This window comes from Chryseobacterium sp. (genome assembly GCF_019236175.1).
Lineage (GTDB): Bacteria > Bacteroidota > Bacteroidia > Flavobacteriales > Weeksellaceae > Chryseobacterium.
The window spans coordinates 25,033-41,583 of the sequence record NZ_JAFAJM010000006.1; the positions used below are offsets into that span (position 1 = coordinate 25,033).

14 protein-coding genes are annotated in these 16,551 nt (G+C 36.8%); 13 read left to right on the forward strand and 1 reads right to left on the reverse strand.

The annotated features are described in order from the left end of the window. Positions 1-104: 104 nt before the first annotated feature. From JO178_RS05860 to JO178_RS05880, 5 genes are read left to right on the forward strand one after another with little or no spacing between them, the layout of a single operon-like run. Positions 105-3,758, forward strand: a complete 3,654-nt coding sequence (locus JO178_RS05860; RefSeq protein ID WP_291933029.1) for an MMPL family transporter — start codon at positions 105-107, stop codon at positions 3,756-3,758. Between the two features lie 42 nt (positions 3,759-3,800). Beyond that, positions 3,801-4,715 (forward strand): dialkylrecorsinol condensing enzyme DarA, encoded by a 915-nt coding sequence (locus tag JO178_RS05865; protein ID WP_291933031.1) that lies wholly within the window; start codon positions 3,801-3,803, stop codon positions 4,713-4,715. 1 nt (position 4,716) lies between these two features. Then, on the forward strand, positions 4,717-5,856 hold the full coding sequence (locus JO178_RS05870) for a beta-ketoacyl-ACP synthase III (RefSeq protein ID WP_291933032.1): 1,140 nt from the start codon (positions 4,717-4,719) through the stop codon (positions 5,854-5,856). Beyond that, positions 5,856-6,287, forward strand: a complete 432-nt coding sequence (locus JO178_RS05875; protein WP_291933034.1) for a hypothetical protein — start codon at positions 5,856-5,858, stop codon at positions 6,285-6,287. The genes JO178_RS05870 and JO178_RS05875 overlap by 1 nt, the downstream gene beginning before the upstream one ends. Before the next feature lie 5 nt (positions 6,288-6,292). Further along, complete coding sequence (locus JO178_RS05880; RefSeq protein ID WP_291933036.1) at positions 6,293-6,736, forward strand: ABC transporter permease; 444 nt, start codon at positions 6,293-6,295, stop codon at positions 6,734-6,736. 371 nt (positions 6,737-7,107) lie between these two features. Here the strand turns inward: JO178_RS05880 and JO178_RS05885 are convergent, their stop codons facing one another. Further along, a complete protein-coding gene (locus JO178_RS05885) occupies positions 7,108-10,020 on the reverse strand; it encodes a M16 family metallopeptidase (RefSeq protein WP_291933038.1) in 2,913 nt (970 codons plus the stop codon). Positions 10,021-10,468: 448 nt separating this feature from the next. Here JO178_RS05885 and JO178_RS05890 point away from each other — a divergent pair, with 448 nt between their 5' ends. The 8 genes from JO178_RS05890 to JO178_RS05925 all read left to right on the forward strand — a co-directional run bounded on the left by JO178_RS05890 (position 10,469) and on the right by JO178_RS05925 (position 16,404). Next, on the forward strand, positions 10,469-10,873 hold the full coding sequence (locus JO178_RS05890; RefSeq protein WP_291933040.1) for a hypothetical protein: 405 nt from the start codon (positions 10,469-10,471) through the stop codon (positions 10,871-10,873). Between the two features lie 45 nt (positions 10,874-10,918). After that, on the forward strand, positions 10,919-11,914 hold the full coding sequence (locus JO178_RS05895) for a BtrH N-terminal domain-containing protein (RefSeq protein ID WP_291933042.1): 996 nt from the start codon (positions 10,919-10,921) through the stop codon (positions 11,912-11,914). After that, entirely contained in the window at positions 11,904-12,674 is a 771-nt protein-coding gene (locus JO178_RS05900) for an ABC transporter ATP-binding protein (protein ID WP_291933043.1), read from the forward strand. The genes JO178_RS05895 and JO178_RS05900 overlap by 11 nt, the downstream gene beginning before the upstream one ends. Then, complete coding sequence (locus JO178_RS05905) at positions 12,661-13,929, forward strand: ABC transporter permease (protein WP_291933045.1); 1,269 nt, start codon at positions 12,661-12,663, stop codon at positions 13,927-13,929. The genes JO178_RS05900 and JO178_RS05905 overlap by 14 nt, the downstream gene beginning before the upstream one ends. A 5-nt stretch (positions 13,930-13,934) precedes the next feature. After that, positions 13,935-14,363 carry an acyl-CoA thioesterase gene (locus JO178_RS05910; RefSeq protein ID WP_291933047.1) on the forward strand — a complete coding sequence of 143 codons (429 nt, stop codon included), beginning with the start codon at positions 13,935-13,937 and terminating at the stop codon, positions 14,361-14,363. Next, on the forward strand, positions 14,360-15,520 hold the full coding sequence (locus tag JO178_RS05915; protein WP_291933048.1) for a beta-ketoacyl synthase N-terminal-like domain-containing protein: 1,161 nt from the start codon (positions 14,360-14,362) through the stop codon (positions 15,518-15,520). The genes JO178_RS05910 and JO178_RS05915 overlap by 4 nt, the downstream gene beginning before the upstream one ends. A gap of 4 nt (positions 15,521-15,524) precedes the next feature. Next, on the forward strand, positions 15,525-16,064 hold the full coding sequence (locus JO178_RS05920) for a 3-oxoacyl-ACP synthase (RefSeq protein ID WP_291933050.1): 540 nt from the start codon (positions 15,525-15,527) through the stop codon (positions 16,062-16,064). An 82-nt stretch (positions 16,065-16,146) separates the two neighbouring features. Continuing rightward, positions 16,147-16,404, forward strand: a complete 258-nt coding sequence (locus tag JO178_RS05925) for a phosphopantetheine-binding protein (protein WP_291933052.1) — start codon at positions 16,147-16,149, stop codon at positions 16,402-16,404. Positions 16,405-16,551 lie beyond the last annotated feature (147 nt).

Consider the following 16,551-nt stretch of genomic DNA (forward strand, 5'->3'; position numbering starts at 1 on the left):
ATTCCTGCTAGAATATTTTATTGATTTTCAGCCAAAACTTACCCCTAAACTATTTTGAACTAATACTTAAAAATTTAAATTTGCAGACTTGACTTTATAATGTAATGCATCGTTTTTTTATATTTTTATATTATCTTATTTCCAGAAACAAAATCCTTTCTGTATTTATTGCATTAGGGATCGCTGTAATGTGTATCTTTTTTGCTTCAAAAATCAACTTTGAAGAGGATATCAATCAGATCATTCCCAAAAATGAAAAATCTGATCTTACAGCAAAAGTTCTCAAACAGTTAAACTTCTCAGACAAGATTATTGTTATCATACAGAACAAATCCGGTGATGACAGCTTTCAGCTTTCTGAAACAGCGGACTCCTTCCTGCAAAAGATTGAGCCTTTGAAAAAATACATCGGTTCTGTACAGGGAAAGGTAAATGATAATGAAATTTCCGAAACGTTTGATTTTGTCAATCAAAACCTGCCTTTATTCCTGAATGAAAATGATTATAAAGAAATTGAAAGAAAACTTCAGAAGGACAGCATTGCCCAACAGGTAGAAAATAATTATATTTCTCTGGTCTCACCAACGAGTCTTGTCACTAAAAATTTCATCAAAAAAGATCCTCTTGGATTAACTTTTCTGGGAATAAAAAAACTGAATGCCCTCAACATCAGTAAAGACTTCAAACTTGAAGACAGCTATATTGTTACCAAAGACGGAAAAAATCTATTATTATTTATAGACCCTAAAAATAAAAGTAATGATACCAAATCTAATGAGGCTTTTATTGACGGATTAAATTTAATAAAAGAGAACATCAACAAAGAGTTCAGAGGCAAAACAGAAATCAGTTATTTCGGTTCCCCTGTAATTGCTGTGGCCAATGCCAAACAGATCAAGAAAGATATTCAGAATACGGTAGTCATCTCCATGACCGTTCTGTTAATCTTACTGATTTATTATTTCAGGAATTTCTTCACACCTGTGATCGTTTTTCTTCCTACTGTATTTTCCGTTTTACTGGCTTTACTGATTCTATATTTCATTAAAGATAAAATCTCAGCAATCTCATTAAGTGTAGGAGCCATTCTTATCGGAATTACTATTGATTATGCCCTGCATATTCTTACTCATTATAAGCACAATAACAATATTGAAGAACTTTATAAAGAGATTACCCAACCAATTGTTTTAAGCAGTGCTACTACTGCGGTTTCTTTTCTCTGCCTGGTTTTTGTACGCTCTGAAGCATTAAAAGATCTGGGGCTTTTTGCAGCCATTACCGTGATTTTATCTTCTGTCACAGCATTGATTATTGTTCCGCAGCTCTATAAACCTAAGGAAACAAGTGAAAAACACAGCACAAATTTCATTGATAGGATCGGCTCTTATCCCTACGAAAAAAACAAACCCCTGATTATTGGCTGTTCTGTAATTATTCTGGCCTGTTTATTTGGATTCAGACATGTAAAATTCAACGAAGACATCGGGGACCTGAACTACATTCCGAAAGAATTAAAACTCAGCGAAGCTAAGCTACAAAAGCTTTCAGATATCACATCCAAGTCTATCTATACTATTTCTTACGGAAATTCTGAAGAAGAAGCTCTAACCAGAAATTCACAACTGACAGATTTTCTTGAAAAAGAAAAGAAAGAAGGGAAAATATTAAGTTATAATTCCATCGGAAGTATTGTGCTTTCTGAAAAAGATCAGCAAAAGAAAATTAATGAATGGAAGGCTTTTTGGGATACCCATAAAAAACAACAGACCATTTCCGAGCTTATCACCAATGGAAACAAGTTCGGATTCAACAGCGCAGCTTTTGATAATTTCAATGATGTTCTGAATAAAAATTATTCCGCGTTACCGCTGAAAGACTACAAAAAAGTAAAAGCTCTGCAGATTTCTGAGTTTCTGAGTAATGAAAACGGTTTTTACACAGTATCCAATGTCGTGAAGGTGGATGAAACAAAAAGAGATTCCTTTATCAAAGACATTGAAAAGAAACATGATGCAATTGCTATCGACCGTCAGCAAATGAATGAAAACTTTCTGGGATTACTGAAAAGAGATTTTAATACACTGATTAATTATTCTCTGCTGGCTATCATTTTAACAATTATTGTCTTCTTCAGAAACTTTGAACTGACTGTACTGACTATGTTTCCCATAGTATTAACGGGAGTTGTAACAGCAGGGATTTTATATTTCCTGGGGCTAGAACTCAACATCTTCAGTACGGTAGTCTGTACATTAGTCTTCGGGGTAGGTGATGACTTCAGTATTTTCCTGACTCAGGCAATGCAAAAAGAACACACTTCCGGTAAAAACGAACTTCCTACCTATAGAATTTCAATTATCCTGGCTGTTTTCACCACCATTCTTTCCATCGGCTCTTTGATCTTTGCCAGACATCCTGCTCTCCATTCTTTAGCATTGGTGGCTCTGATCGGAATGTTCTCGGTAATCATCATTACCTCAACATTATACCCGTTCTGGTTTAGGCTACTGATTACAAACAGAGCAAAAAAAGGACTCTCCCCGATTACCTTCAGGTTGCTTGCCAATTCACTTCTTTCATTTTTATATTACGGAGTGGGAGGCTTTTTATTTTCAGCGTTCGGAAGCTTCTTTGTTAAAAATTCCAGGGGTAGAACACTCAATATTATTAAACTGATTCTTGCAAAATTTTTAACCTCGGTATTGTATTCAAATCCTTTCGTTAAGAAAAGGATTATCATAAATCCGGAAGAAGACTTCAGCAAACCTGCCGTTATCATTGCCAATCATACGTCATTTCTGGATACATTAGCTATTGCAATGACGACTCATAAAATCATCTATCTGGTCAACGACTGGGTATATCAATCCCCTATTTTCGGGAAACTGGTAAGAGCACTGGGATTCTTTCCTGTATCTCAGGGTATTGAAAACGGGATGGATAAACTGAAAGAAAAAGTGGCACAAGGCTACTCACTTGTTGTTTTTCCTGAAGCAGAACGATCTTACACCAATGACATTAAAAGGTTTCACAAGGGAGCATTCTATCTTGCAGAACAATTTAATCTGGATATTCTTCCTATTTATATTCACGGAAACTCTGAGGTATTACCCAAAGGAGATTTTATTATTTACGATGGAAGCATTACGGTAAAAATAGGCGACAGAATTAGTAAAGACGATATCAGCTTCGGAAAAAATTATTCTGAAAGAACAAAAAAAATCAATGCCTATTTCAGAGATGAGTTTGCCCGACTACGTGAAACGCTTGAAGATGAAAATTATTTTAAAAAGAAACTGTTTTTAAGTTATTTATACAAAAACAGTGATGTGGTAAAAGAAGTAAAAGAAGATTTCAACACCCATAAATCTGTCTACTTCGAACTGAATAAACATATTCCCAAAGATGCTAACATTCTTCATATTGCCAATGATTTCGGGCAGAAAGATGCTCTTCTGACTCTTTATCAGGCAGGCAGAAGAATATTCAGCATTATTAAAGATGACGAGAAAAGAGAAACCGCAGCACACAGTTATCTGGTTAAAAAAAGAAAACTGCATTATATTAAAGACTTTACGGAAGTGAATAAAGACATTGATGTACTTATTATTTCAGATCCGGACTTCAACATGAATGACATCCGGATTTCACCTGACACCATCATTTTTGTTAATACTCAAAATACTCCGTTGTTAAGCCAAAACCATTCATTAAAATTCAGTTCTGAATCATTAAAAGTATTTAAAGTCTCATAATAAATATGAAAAACATATTTTTGTAAACGCTAATAAACAGTAATGAAAAAAAATATACTTGTCATATACTATTCTCAGACCGGTCAACTGGAGGAGATTGTACGAAACATCGCCAAGCCTTTTGAAGCCAAAAAGGAAGAATATGATATCACCTATTATAATATACAGCTAAAGGAAGACTTTCCTTTTCCCTGGCCGGGAGATGTTTTTTTCAACACTTTTCCGGAATCTTATCTACAGATTCCAAAAGAAATTCTGCCACCATCAGAAGAAGTACTGAATAAAAAGTATGATCTCATTCTGTTTGGATATCAGGTATGGTATCTCACACCATCCATCCCTATCATCTCCTTTCTGAAAAGTGGCTATGCAGAGAATATCCTGAGAGACACTCCGGTTGTAACCATTTCAGGAACCAGAAATATGTGGATGCTTTCTCAGGAAAAACTGAAAGTATATTTAAAGGATCTTAAAGCAAAACTTGTAGGAAATATAGCACTGGTAGACAGACATGACAATTACACCAGTGTGCTGACTATTTTACGGTGGCTGACCACGGGACAGAAAGAAAAATCAGGGATGCTTCCTGCTGCCGGTATTTCGGATGAAGAAATTACAGGCTCTGTAAAATATGGGAAAATCATTGAGAACCACTTTAGAAATAACGACCTGGGGCAGCTACAGCCGGATCTTGTTAAAAACGGAGCCATAGAAATTCGCCCGTTCCTGGTGCGGGTTGAGAAGGTTGGAAATAAAATTTTCACCGTGTGGTCTAATCTGATTATAAAGAAAAAAGAAAAACGCCCATTGCTAATAAAATTCTTTAAGGTATATTTGATGGCTGCGATATGGATTATCTCACCTGTCGTGTTGGTTTTGCACCTCCTTACAACCCCTATATTTTGGTTTAAAAGACAAAAGCAAAAAAGATATTTACAAGGAATTAATTTAAAATAGAATGTACGACGTATTTATAACAAAAGCATCAAAGTTCTTACCTAATGAGCCGGTATCGAATGATGAAATGGAAACTTATCTCGGGCTGATCAATGATGCGCGATCTAAAGCGAAATCACTTATTTTAAGAAATAATAAAATCACCACAAGATATTACGCTCTGGATAAAGAAGGAAACCCTACGCATACCAATGCGCAGCTTACCGCAAAAGCAATTGAAGGACTTTTTGACGAAAATTTCAAAAAGGAAGATATGAAATTATTATCTGTAGGAACTACTTCTCCGGACCAGATTCAGCCTTCCCATGCCTCCATGGTTCATGGTGAGCTGAACATTGGAAAATCTATTGAGATCAATACCTCAACAGGTCTTTGCAATTCCGGAATGAATGCACTTAATTACGGTTTCCTTTCTGTAAAAGCCGGTGTACAGCAAAATGCAGTATGTGCCGGCTCCGAAAGAATGTCTGCATGGATGACTGCAGACAAATTTAATCACGAAGCCGAAAATCTAATATTACTGGAAGAAAGACCTATCATTGCATTCAAAAGAGAATTCCTAAGATGGATGCTTTCTGACGGCGCAGGTTCTTTTCTGTTAGAAAATAAACCCAGAGAAAACAGCACTTCTTTAAGAATTGAATTTATAGATTTTTATTCTTATGCTCACGAAATCGAGGCATGTATGTATGCAGGATGCGAAAAACAGGAAGACGGAAGTCTAAAATCATGGGCAGATTACCCTTCAGATGAATGGCTGAAGCAATCAATCTTCGCAATAAAACAGGACACTAAAATTCTGGATAAATACATTCTGGTAAAAGGTGCTGAAAGCTTAAGAGCTTCTTTTGACAAGCATCAGCTGGATCCTGACAAAATAGACCATGTACTGGCCCATATTTCTTCCGGTTATTTTAAAGATGGACTGAAAGAAGAATTTGCTAAAAAAGGAATGGACTTTCCTGCGGAGAAATGGTTCTATAACCTTTCTGACGTTGGAAATATTGGTGCAGGTTCTATTTTTGTTGCTTTGGAGGAACTGATGAATTCCGGAACATTAAAAAAAGGAGAAAAAGTGCTTCTTTGTGTTCCTGAAAGCGGAAGATTTGCCTATTCTTGTGCATTATTAACTGTCTGCTAATGGAAAACAGACTCCCCACATCTGATCAGGACTTTATTGAAGGTCTTATTCCACAAAGATTCCCCTTTGTAATGGTACACGGGCTTACAGAATATTCTGAAAATCATCTTATTTCTGCATTTGAAATAAAAGAAGACAACCTTTTTGTACAGGACGGAAACTTTCAGGCTTCAGGAATAATTGAACATCAGGCACAAAGCGTAGCACTACACACCGGTTATAAATATTATTTATCCGGAAAGGATGCTCCTACAGGATATATTGGAGCCATTAAGTCCTTCGAGGCGGAAACTCTGCCTAAAACAGGAGACCATCTCACCTCCGAGGTCACTATTCTTAATGAAGTAATGGGAGTAACACTCGTAGATATTATCACCAGACTGAATGGTGAGGTGATTGCAAAATCTCAAATGAAAACTGCCGTAAAATAAGCCTAATGGAAATCAGGGAAGAACATATTATCAATATACACAATTTTTTACCTCATCGTGATCCCATGCTGATGGCAGATTACATTCTGGAATTAACGGAAGAAAAAGTTGTGACTTCCTTTGAAATAAAAGAAGATAATATCTTTGTTCACCGGAATGAATTTGTGGAAGCCGGCCTGATTGAAAATCTGGCACAAACCTGTTCTTCTATTCTGGGGCAAAGTTTCTTTGAAAATCCGGAAGCAGATACCAGAGTGATCGGTTTTATTACCCATATCAAAAAAATCGAGATCTTTGCTCTTCCCAACGTAGGTGATACCATTATCTCAAAAGCATCCCTTGTTTCACAGTTTGAAAATATCTGTCATATCTTCTGTGAGACGTTCAATAACGATGAACTACTGATCAGGGCAGATATAAACCTGTTTATTCAGGAGGTAAAATCTTAAGTATAAATTACATTCAATTTAAAATAATAAAAGCTGTACATTCTGTGCAGCTTTTTTCTTCTTATGATACTTATTTTGAGTTTAAAAATAAGCAAATGAATCCCGGAATTGATATTATTTTTTATTGAAAAATCCGTAAAACATACAGGACAGCCACTGAACACAAATAAAATAAACATCTAAAAAACAACAACTTAACCACTTAAAAAAGCACTGTTAATTCTGATAAAAAATATATCAATCCGATGCATTTCACGTGAAACATTATACAAATCCGTGAAACATTCATGATCAGAGGTAAGCTCATGTTATTAATAAAAAAAGTGAGGCGTTTCCGCCTCACTTTTTACATATTATGGACTAAAAAGAGATTAGTATCCGAAGATCTCTTCAAGAGACACCTCCTGGAACTCACCCATTTTATGAATAGATTCCATATTCAGATTTTCTTTCTTTCCGATAATTGCCGTATTGTATTGTACAGGTTTTACTTCAGTATTGTAAAATCCTGTAAGCTGAGGCAATGTCAGACCCTGAATTTCCGCGTAGGTATCCTTTCTGATATCATAATCAATTCCTAGCTTTTTCAGCGCCAGCTGGCTAAAGAAAATATTCGTTCTGTTGATTCTGTTCGAAGCAATTTGTTTTAATGCGGAACCTTTCGCATTTTCAAACTGTGCCGGAATTTGTGGCAATTCTTCCATCAAATCATTCATCGCAGTTACCGCCTGCGGAAGTTTATTAGACTGCGTTCCTATATAATTGGTAATATAATTGGCAAGTCCTTTTTCCGAAGCATTAGCATAAGAGACATAAGCAGTATAAGCCAGAGATTTACTTTCTCTGATTTCCTGAAAAACAATAGAGGAAAGCCCCCTTCCGAAGTATTCATTGAAAACGTTGGCTTTTCCGAAATTACTAAGATTCACCGTACTTCCTTTTGCTACTTTAGACATCTCCATCTGTACCATATCATAATTCGTAAAGTATACTTTTCCTATGGTAGCAGGCTCTGTATATACTTTAGCTTTTGCAGGCTGAAGGCTTGTATTAACGATATAAGGTTTCACTGCTTTTTCCAATCCTGCCTGATCTTGTCCGTAAAGAAGGATCTGGTAAGGATATTGGGTTAATGTTTTTGCCTTTTTCATCAGTTCGGCAACATCAATCTTTTCAAGACGGTCTTTAGAAACAATATCCGTCATTCTTGAATCTTTACCATACTTAGCATAATTAGTAAGAGCGGCCATGATTTTTGTTTTATCCTTTTTAGCAACAGCTCTTGCCTCTAAAATAGTCTTCACCGTTTGATCATAAACCGCTTTATCGGCTTTTACATTTGTCATCCAGTGGTTCATAAGCTCTACCCCTTTTTTCATATTGCTTTCAAGACCTGTTAAAGTAATAACCATCTGATCATTGGTAGTTCTGATGTTGGTGGTGATCCCAAGTTTATAGAATTCTTCCTTCAACTGTTCCGGTGTGTATTTATCTGTCCCAAGATATCCGAAAAGAGTTCCTGCAATAGAAAGCTCTTTATCATTGTCTGTTCCAAAAGGGAAAATATAGCTTACCTGTGCAACTTCGTTATATTTATTTTTTACAAAGCTTACCGTCTTATCTTTGATCTGAGAAGTCTGGATTGCTGTTTTATAATCTACAAACTCAGGTTTGATCTCTGCAACTTTTGTATTTAGAATATCTTTCAGGAAAGGAGACTGAGCCTCTCTGTTTAATTTAATCGGTGTAATCCCGGGGTTTTCTACACGGACAAGCTTATCATTCACCCCTTTCTCTTTATAAACGACTACATAATTATCTTTAAAAAAATCGTTGGCAAATTTCACAACATCTGTTTTTGTGATCTTCTCATACTGATTAATATCATCAAGCTCCTGTTCCCAAGTTCTTCCCTTGATATAAGCACCATAAAGCTCTGTAGCCAGCCCGTCTGCCGTTTCCCAGCCTTTCATACGCTGAACCTTCTTATCATTAACGATCGCCTTAAGCATCCAGTCCGGAAATTGTCCTTTTTTCACAAGATCCAGCTGATCCATCAATAGTTTTTGGGCTTCATCAAAACTCTGCCCTTCTTTAGGAGTAACTACCAGAGCAAACATTCCGTACATTTTAAACGGAGATTCATAAGCGCCCGCTCCAAGGGTCTTTTGTTTCTGATTGATATTAAGGTCAATTAATCCCGCATCTCCCCTGTTGCTTAAAATTTCAGAAACGATGTCTGCCAGTCTTGCTTCCTGACTTCCGTAAGAATCTGTTCTCCAGGCCATGGTCATTCTTGGTGTAGAAGGACTTTTTACAGTTCTGGAGACAATCTTAGTCATCGGTTCTTCTGTCACCATCTTCTTCATAGGAAGCTCTTTGTATTTGAAAGAACCGAAATATTGATCAACTAATTTTATAGTTTTGTCAAAATCAAGATCACCTACCATTACAACGGCCATATTATTAGGAACGTAATAGGTATCAAAATATTTATGGATTGCAACCATTGAAGGGCTTTTTAAGTGCTCCGAAGTTCCGATAGTTGTTTGCTGTCCGTTCGGGTGCTTAGGGAAAAGAGCTTCCATTAATGCATAATTAACCAGGCGTCCGTCATTATCCTGCGCTCTGTTATATTCTTCATATACTGCTTCAAGCTCTGTATGGAAAAGGCGTAATACCAGTTCTGAAAAACGCTCTTTCTCTATCTTAAGCCATTTTTCGAGCTCATTGGATGGAATATTATTTTTATAAACTGTTTCATCCAGCCAGGTATGAGCATTCGTTCCCGTAGCTCCTAATGAAGAAATTACTTTATCATATTCATTAGCAATCGCATATTTCGAAGCTTCCTGAGAAACCTCATCGATTTTTTTATAAAGATCTTTCTTTTTAGCAGGGTCTTTTTCAGCCTTGTGTTGTTCATAAAGATCAGAGATCTGTTGCAGCAAAGCCTTTTCCTTTACCCAATCCTGGGTTCCCAAATGCGAGGTTCCTTTAAAAATCATATGTTCCAGATAGTGGGCCAGCCCTGTATTATCACTTGGGTCATTATTTGACCCTGTCCTTACAGGAATATAGGTCTGGATTCTCGGAGCATCCTCATTTTTTGCAAGGTATACTTTCAGTCCGTTTTTCAGCGTATACACTCTTACACCGGCCTGATCATTCTTTACCGTTTCATAGTTGTATCCCTGAGCATCCGTCAGCTTTTGGGTATCGAATTTCTGGGCCATTGCACTCAGCATACAGAAAAGCGAAACAGAAATAAAAAACTTCTTCATAGTTGTTATTTGTTAATTAATTTTTCAATCCAAATTTCTTAAACATTAGTCTTATTCTAGGATATACTTGTTACAGCCGACTGCTTACAAGTAGGAATAACAAAAATACTAATATTGTTAGTTAAGATTCTATTCCACCCCATTAGTTAAACATAGAGCCCATCACAACTGCTGTAAAAATAAATACTCAAAGCCTGCCGGTAACCGGAAATGATATAAGCTCAGCCGATTATAAATTTCCACAGGTTTCAAACGGAAGTAAATACAATAATATATCTTAAATGAATCTGCATTTTATCCCAAATAACCCCTTTTTCTCTCACAATAACTCCTCAGAATTTAATATGATTTACATATAATGTATTTTCACTATTTTAGCCACCTGATTAAAATAATCAAAACAGGTGAACCATTTTTCATCTGGAATCTAAAAAATAATATTATTTAGATGAAAAAACAAGACCTACCTCAAGACGAAAGCAATCTTAAATCCGCCAATATGACGGAGGTTCTGTATGTAACGGATGAAAATGACAATTATACTACCGCCAACAGCACAGGCTGGGATGCAAAGAAAGCGGCTTTGGATGAATCCATGGAGCTTATTCATGAAAGAATTCAGGATGCAAAACAAAATGTAGCCAATAATATAGCCAGTCCGATCGTTTATTTTATGGAACTGAATAAAATGGACCTGCCTGTTCTTGCTTCATACGTAGGGATGTGGCAATGGAGAGTGAAAAGACACTTTAAACCCGGAAAATTTAAAACACTAAGTGAAACAACACTGAAAAAATATGCCGATGCATTTGGAATTTCAGTAGATGAATTAAAAAACTTCGATGGAAAATAAATGGAATCAGATTCCATTTCCCAATGAAAAAGATACAAGCTGCAAATGAAATTAAACTTTGAACACCATCAGACTGCACATTGCGAAAACGGTGTTGCCTCTAATCTACTGCTTAATAAAGGACTCAAACTAAGCGAACCTATGATTTTCGGAATCGGTTCCGGATTGTTTTTTGTATATCTTCCTTTTTTAAAAGTGAATTTTGCCCCCGGTTTCAGCTATCGCCCGATGCCCGGCGCTATTTTTAGCAAAGCAGCCAAAAGATTAGGAATTAAAATAAAAAGAGAAAAATTTTCAAATCCTAAAGATGCCCAAAAAGCCCTGGAAAGAAATCTTGAGCAAAATATTCCTACAGGATTACAGGTAGGAGTTTTTAATCTGACCTATTTTCCGGAAGAATATAAATTCCATTTTAATGCCCACAATCTTGTTGTTTATGGGAAAGAAGAAGGAAATTTTTTAATCAGTGATCCGGTAATGGACTATGTCACTTCTCTTTCAGAATCGGAATTGGAAAAAGTAAGATATGCTAAAGGAGCACTTCCTCCGAAAGGACATATGTATTATCCTATTTATGTTCCCGAAAATATCAATCTGGAAGAAGCCATTAAAAAAGGAATTAAAGATACCTGTAAAAATATGCTGGCTCCTGTACCTCTTATCGGAGTTAAAGCCATGAGATGGGTAGCCAGAAGTATCCCGAAATGGGCTGAAAAAAAAGGTTCCAAAGTGACCAATCATTATCTGGGCCAGCTGATCAGAATGCAGGAAGAAATAGGAACCGGAGGCGGAGGATTCAGGTTTATCTATGGCGCATTTCTTCAGGAAGCTTCTGTCATCCTTAAAAACGACCAGTTAAAAGAGCTTTCAAAAGAGATTACAGCCATCGGAGATCTTTGGAGAGATTTTGCCGTGGATATTGCCAGAGTATATAAAAACAGAAACTCAAAAAGCAATATTTATCAGGAACTTTCAAAAACAATGCTTCATATAGCCGATCTGGAAGAAGCTTTCTATAAAAAACTGAGAAATGCAATCTGATATGACGGACACGATGATTGAGGTTAAAAATTTATATAAAAAATACAAAAATTCTGATGAGTTTTCTGTAAATGATATCTCCTTGACTATTGATAAAAATGAGATCTACGGAATTCTCGGTCCCAACGGCGCAGGAAAAACCACACTGATTTCTATGCTCTCCGGATTAATCAAGCCTACTTCAGGGCAGTTTAAGATCAATGGTATGTCTCCACAAAAAGATCATTTCAAAATCAGGCAGATCATTGGCATTGTTCCTCAGGAATATGCTCTGTATCCTACCCTTACCGCCCGGGAAAATCTCATGTTTTTCGGAAGTTTATATGGCTTAAAACACAGAACACTAAAAAAAGCAATCGATGAGTCTCTGGAAATCATGGGTCTTTCAAAATTCGCAGATAAGCAGGTAGGTCAGTTTTCCGGAGGAATGAAACGCCGTTGCAACCTTATCGCCGGAACGCTTCACAATCCTAAAGTTTTATTTTTGGATGAGCCTACCGTAGGCGTAGATGTCCAGTCAAAGAAAGTGATTATTGATTTTTTACAGGAACTGAATAAAAACGGTACCTGTATTATTTATACCTCTCACCACCTTTCTGAAGCGGAAGAATTCTGTACCAAAATCGCTATTATCGACAGAGGAAGAATTCATGCTGTGGGAACTCCTGAAGAGCTCGTAGCTCAGATTGCCCATGCTGAAAACCTTGAGGATGTTTTCATTTCATTAACCGGAAAAGAACTAAGAGATGTTGTTGTATAAACTGTGGAGAAGTTTTGTTAAAGAAATTCTTCTTCTGAAAAGAGATATCGGAGGAATCGTCATCATTTTCGTGATGCCCCTACTTTTGATTGTCACCATTACCCTGATTCAGGATTCTACTTTTAAAAACCTTGAAGGTTCAAAAATCCCTATTATCTTCATTGACAATGATCAATCAGAGGTTTCAAAAAATATAAAAGGTGAGCTGGAAAACAGCAAAACCTTCCAGCTGCTCACCAATTTCAATGAGAAATCAGCTCAGAAAGCGGTGTTTGCCGGAGATTATCAAATGGCTATCGTTATTCCTGAGCATCTTACCCAGGATTTAAATTCAAATATTGATTCAAAAGTTCAGGCCATCGTCAGTTCTTTTGGGCTTGAAAGTGATTCAACGGCCACTAAAAAGCCGGTTTCCAAGACCAAAGAGATTCATTTGTATTTTGACCCGGCCACCAATGCCGGATTCAAAAATTCTGTGATGAACTCTGTCAACAAAATGGTTTTTGAAATCGAAAATAAAAAGATTTACAAAGCATTTCAGGATCAGCTCGGAACTACAGAAAATCTTGATGAAAATAAAAACCTGATCAGCTTTAAAGAGATTAGCCCTAAAAAAGGGACCATGGATGTCATTCCAAACTCTGTTCAGCATAATGTTCCGGCCTGGACATTATTTGCCATCTTCTTCATTGTAGTTCCTTTATCTATTAACCTTGTCAAAGAAAAAAGCCAGGGAACGAGTGTAAGGGCAAGAATAAGTCCTACTCCGTATTTTGTACATATTTTAGGAAAAACATGTACCTATCTTATCATTTGTATCATTCAGTTTTTACTGATGGTTGCAGTAGGCGTTTATCTTTTTCCTTATATGGATCTTCCGGCATTTGATGTTTCCGGAAAAATGGCTCAGCTGCTTACGGTAACCTTATTTGCAGGACTTGCAGCCATAGGCTTTGGAGTTTTACTGGGAACTATTGCAGATACCCAGGAACAGTCTGCTCCTTTTGGAGCCACTTCTGTAGTGGTATTAGCCGCTATCGGAGGAATTTGGGTGCCTGTATTTCTGATGCCCGAATTTATGCAGACCGTAGCAAAATTCTCTCCCATGAACTGGGGACTGAATGCTTATTACGACATTATTTTAAGAAATAGCGGAATCGGCGGAATTGCCAAAGAACTGGCATTTTTGCTTCTATTCTATATAGCTACCGTATCCATTTCTATTTTTTACGAAAGAAAACTCCACAACGTTTAAACACAATGCAATCTAAAGAAAACAGATTAACCTGTACTGAAGAGGTAAGAGTAAGATTCAATGAGACAGATCCACTGGGAATTGTCTGGCACGGTCATTATATCGTTTATTTTGAAGATGGCAGAGAAGCTTTCGGACGTGAACACGGTCTGACTTATCTTGATATTCAAAAAGCAGGATATGTAACTCCTATTGTAAAAAGTACCTGTGAGCACTTTCTTCCTCTTAAATATGGTGAAACTTTCAGCATTGTCACTACCTTTATCAATACCGTTTCTGCAAAACTGATTTATAAATACGAACTTTTCAATCAGGAAGGCAAACTGGTCTGCAGTGGAGAAACGATTCAGGTATTCCTGGATGGAGACGGAAATTTATGCTTATATAATCCGGAGTTTTTTCAAACCTGGAAAGATAAAATGGAACTATCATGATGAAGGAAATTTATATCACCGGATACAATTGCGTTACTCCTCTTGGATTTAATGTGGAAGCCAATTGGAATTCTCTCTTAAAAGGAAAATCAGGAGTAGCTTTACATCAGATTATAGAAAACTCAACCGGTAATCCTGAAGATCAAAATGAGGGTGCTTTTTATGCATCCATGATTGATTCTGAACAACTGAACAAGACATTCAGCAGCAGCTTTGAAAATCAGGACTTCACAAGACTGGAAAAAATGCTGCTTCTCAGTATGAAACCTTTAGCTGAACAGTATGAATTTACGGAAGAAACTGCTTTCATCCTATCCACAACAAAAGGAAATATCAGCTTATTAAAAAACCAAACCGAATTGCCTGAAGGAGTTTATCTTTCAGTATTAGCAAAAAAAATAGCAGATTTTTTCGGATGTAAAACCCGCCCTGTCGTAGTTTCCAACGCCTGTGTTTCAGGGGTAATGGCTATTGCTGTTGCTAAAAATCTTATTCAGGCAGGAAAATATAAAAATGCTTTTGTTATCGCAGGAGATGAGATTTCCGAATTTGTGATCTCAGGCTTCAATTCATTTCAGGCCATAGGATCGGAACCCTGTAAACCCTATGATATAAACAGAAACGGAATTAATATCGGTGAAGCTGCCGCAGCAGTGTATATCACAGCTGAACCTACCGGAAATGAAAAATTCAGATTTAAAGTCTTAGGAGATTCCGCCATTAATGATGCCAATCATATTTCGGGTCCCTCAAGAACAGGAGACGGTCTGTATGCAAGTATCAGAAATGCCATGACAGAAGCCGGCCTTTCTCCGGAACATATTGGCTTTATTTCTGCCCATGGCACTGCTACCCTGTACAATGACGAAATGGAAGCCATTGCATTCAACAGAATGAATCTTCAGCACATCCCTTTAAACAGTATGAAAGGGTTCTACGGGCATTGTCTGGGCGCTTCCGGATTGCTGGAAAGTATTATTTCTATGGAAAGTGCACGCCACAGCATCCTGATTCCGTCTAAAAACTTCGAGGAAACAGGAGTATCCCAACCTTTAAATATCATTAAAGAAACCCAGCCTGCAACGATCCGGTATATCCTGAAAACAGCCTCAGGCTTTGGAGGATGTAATGCCGCACTTGTATTGGAAAAATGTTAGAAAAATGATGAAAACCAGTACCTGCACTATAGAAAATTCAAAAATAACGATTGACGGAAACCTTATTTTTGAAAGCGAAAATCTTAGTTTCCCCGACTTTGCAAAAGAAGCATATAAGCATCTGGAACTAAGCTATCCGAAGTTCCATAAAATGGATAATCTGAGTAAACTCGCTTTCCTTGCCTCAGAAATGATTTTAAAAGATGAAGACCACAGCAGAACAGCTCTGGTTTTTGCCAACAGATCATCCAGCCTGGATACCGATCACAAATATCAGGAAAGTATCAATTCTCAGGACAGCTATTTTCCCAGTCCTGCCGTTTTTGTCTATACATTACCCAACATCTGCGTGGGAGAAATCAGCATTAAACACAAAATGCAGACAGAGAATGCTTTTTTTGTTTTAGATCAGTTTGATGAAAAATTTTTAAATGATTATTCTGAACAGATCCTAAGTTCAGGAAAGGCAGATAAAGTATTATGTGGCTGGGTTGAATTGTATCAGGAAAATTACAAAGCTTTTGTATATTTGCTAACCTTATAATAAATGTAACAATATCACAATATAGCAATGCAACAATAATTGATAAACTGTTACATTGATACATTGGAAAATTAAATTAATTATGGAAAACTTAAAAACTGAATTGAAGCACAAAATTATCGATGTTCTTAATCTTGAAGATGTTTCTGTAGAGGAAATTAAAGATACGGATCCGTTATTCGGAGGCGGATTAGGCCTTGATTCCATCGATGCCCTGGAGCTTATTGTTCTTCTTGATAAAGACTACGGAATAAAATTAGCTGATCCTAAAAAAGGAAAGGAAATTTTTCAATCCATCGATACCATGGCTGCATTCATCGAAGAAAACAGAACAAAATAATTTTTTTAAACGCTAGGTTCCCTAAGCTTTTTAAACATTAAAAATATTTTCGGGCGCAGGGGCGCTTCGCTTAGCAATGAATACCAATTATGTTTTCTTAGCTGAGTGAAACGTCCTTGCGAACTTAAAACGCTTTGATCATACAAA